2 protein-coding genes are annotated in these 3,156 nt (G+C 35.0%); both read right to left on the reverse strand.

The genetic code is table 11. From position 1 onward, the window contains the following. The coding region (gene gcvP, locus HN894_12340; protein ID MBT7144110.1) for an aminomethyl-transferring glycine dehydrogenase at positions 1-2,335 on the reverse strand (2,335 nt) is incomplete at its 3' end. Between the two features lie 164 nt (positions 2,336-2,499). After that, positions 2,500-3,156 (reverse strand): response regulator (locus HN894_12345; GenBank protein MBT7144111.1); only part of this gene is annotated, 657 nt, incomplete at its 5' end.

Consider the following 3,156-nt stretch of genomic DNA (forward strand, 5'->3'; position numbering starts at 1 on the left):
CTTTGGTAGCTTCTTTCAAGCCTTCGCCACCAAGCATTTTTATATAAGCATGAGTAATAGTCAAAATACTGGCACTGCCGAAAGGTGCTGCGGAAATTGCTGAAACACCATTTTTCCCTCCTGTCTCAATCATTGGATGTGCCGGCAAAAATTCAACTAAGTGATGAGCAACTCCAATTGGACCAACCCCGGGACCGCCGCCACCATGAGGAATTGCAAATGTTTTATGCAAATTCAAATGACAAACATCGGCTCCAATAATTGCAGGATTTGTTAAGCCAACTTGTGCATTCATGTTGGCACCATCCATATAAACTTGTCCTCCATTTTCATGAATAATTTCGTTCATATCCATAATTTGCTCTTCGAAAACACCATGTGTGGAGGGATATGTAACCATAAATGCTGATAAGTTTTCTCTATTTTCTTCGGCATGTTTTTTAAGCTCGCTTACATCAATATTTCCTTTTTCGTCGCAGGCAACAACAATTACTTTCATGCCAGCCATAACAGCACTTGCAGGATTTGTACCATGTGCCGATGCAGGAATAAGAATTACATTTCTATGCCCTTCGCCAATACTTTTCTGATATTCTTTAATTACCATCAATCCTGCATATTCGCCGGCAGCACCAGAATTTGGTTGGAACGACACTGCTGCAAAACCTGTAATTTCTTTCAAGTCGGCTTCAAGTTCGTCAATTAGTTGAAAATATCCTACAGCTTGTTTTTTTGGTACGAATGGATGAATTTCGCCAAATTCTCCCCAACTTAATGGAAGCATTTCAGCAGCCGAATTTAGTTTCATTGTGCATGAACCAAGCGAAATCATTGAGTGAGTCAAGGAAAAATCTTTTCTCTCCAATTTTTTAATATATCGCATCATTTCGGTTTCTGAACGATATTTTGCAAAAACAGGATGTGTTAAGAAATTGCTGCTTCGTTTGAATTTTTCATTAAAATAATCATTATCCGGAATTTTCTGAATTGGAGAAAAGTTTTTATTAATAGCTTTTGCAAAAACTTCTATGATAGAATTTGTATCATCAATCGTACTTGTTTCATCAGTACTAATGCCAACTGTATTTTTATCAACAATAAGGAAGTTAATTTCTTTTTCAGTGGATAATTCTATAATTTTTTCTGTAAAGACATTTTCAGGTATGTTAATAAAAATTGTATCAAAATATTCCTGATTGCAGATTGAATATCCTAAACTTGAAATCTCTTTTGCGAGAATTCCAGCTGATTGGTGAGCTATGTTTGCAATATTTTTTAATCCTTCTGAACCATGATAGACAGCATACATTCCAGCCATGTTTGCCAACAAAGCTTGTGCAGTACAGATATTTGAGGTTGCTCTTTCACGTTTTATGTGCTGCTCTCTTGTTTGAAGAGCCATTCGTAGTGCCACATCACCATATACATCTTTCGAAATACCAATTATCCGACCAGGAATATGTCTTTTAAGCTTTTCGCGAGTAGCAAAATATGCAGCATGAGGTCCTCCGAAACCCATCGGTATTCCAAATCTTTGTGTCGAACCTACAACGATATCAGCACCCCATTCGCCAGGAGGCACAAGAATTGCCAAGCTCAATATGTCGGCAGCAACCGAAACTAAAGCATTGTTTTCGTGTGCTTTAGCTACAAAACTTGAATAGTCGTTGATTTTTCCGTCAGCAGCCGGATATTGAATCAATGCTCCGAATGTTTTTTCGCTGAATTGAAATTCGTTGAAATCGGAAAAAACAAGTTCTATGCCAAGCGATGCAGCTCTTGTTTCAATCACTGCTTTTGTTTGTGGAAAAATATTGTTGTCAATAAAAAATTGGTTTGCACCGGATTTTACAGCTTTTCGCGAACGTGTGTTGTATGACATTATCATTGCTTCTGCTGCGGCAGTAGATTCGTCAAGCAAGGAGGCATTGGCAATTTCCATTTTGGTTAGATCCATTATCATAGTCTGGAAATTTAGCAATGCTTCTAATCTCCCTTGAGAAATTTCTGCCTGATAAGGAGTATAAGATGTGTACCAACTTGGATTTTCAAGAATATTTCGTTGAATTACGGGAGGTAGAATTGTTCCATAATAGCCTTGTCCAATGAAGCTTTTATAGATTTTGTTTTTTGAAGCAATTTTTTTGATACTTTTCAAATATTCATATTCGCTAATTCCGGCAGGTAAATCAATATCTTTTTTCAAACGAATAGAAGCAGGTACCGTTTCTTCAATTAAACTATCAATCGACTTTGTGCCAATTTTATTCAACATACTTTCTATTTCGTGTGTTCGGGGTCCATTATGACGTGAAACAAATTGTTGTGTGGACATAATTGTATTATTTATTTAATTATTAATGGTTTACAAAAAATGTTTAAAGTATTTTTATTAAAAAATATTTTGCGAAAGTATAGAATATTATAATACAAAAAATATGATAAAATGCACTTTATTAAATTATCTTTTTGATGTAAAATGAGGAAATTTAGATGATATTATTTTTTTCTCATAGTGTTGAATAGCAGAGCTTTTTTGAGTATTCTTTCCATTGGTATGAATAATAAAGCTATAATTCCTTTAAGCAGCATGCTCCAAAAAAAGCTAAACGATTGGTCTTGCAAACTTGAATCAATATATGGTTCAAGAATTCCTTCGGAAACAAGAAATAATGAAATTGTGATAATAATTGCGAGAATTGCAGCTTTTCTACCAATTTTTGCTTTTGTGAGTGCGTCTATAGTTTCTGTCAATTCTGTATTTGTTTCAGTTAATTCCTGATTCAGGCCATTTAGTTCATCGTTTTTGCTTTCCAATTGTTTAGCAAACGACTTGATTTTACGATTTTTTGAAAGAATATCTAAATGAGTTTCAACTCTTTTTATAAGTTCTTTAGCATTAAATGGTTTGGTTACATAATCTTGTCCTCCAACATCGAAACCCGCAACTATATCATCAGTTTCAGTTTTTGCAGTAAGAAAAATTATAGGTGTTTCTTTAGTGATTTCATTTTGCCGCAATCGTTTGCAAACTTCGTAGCCATCCATTTCCGGCATCATAATGTCGAGAAGAATCAGGTCTATTTTTTCCGAAAAAGCAATTTCAAGAGCTTCTTGTCCGCTTGTTGCTACTTCAACATTATATCCTAAATTGCC

The organism is Bacteroidota bacterium (assembly GCA_018692315.1).
Lineage (GTDB): Bacteria > Bacteroidota > Bacteroidia > Bacteroidales > JABHKC01 > JABHKC01.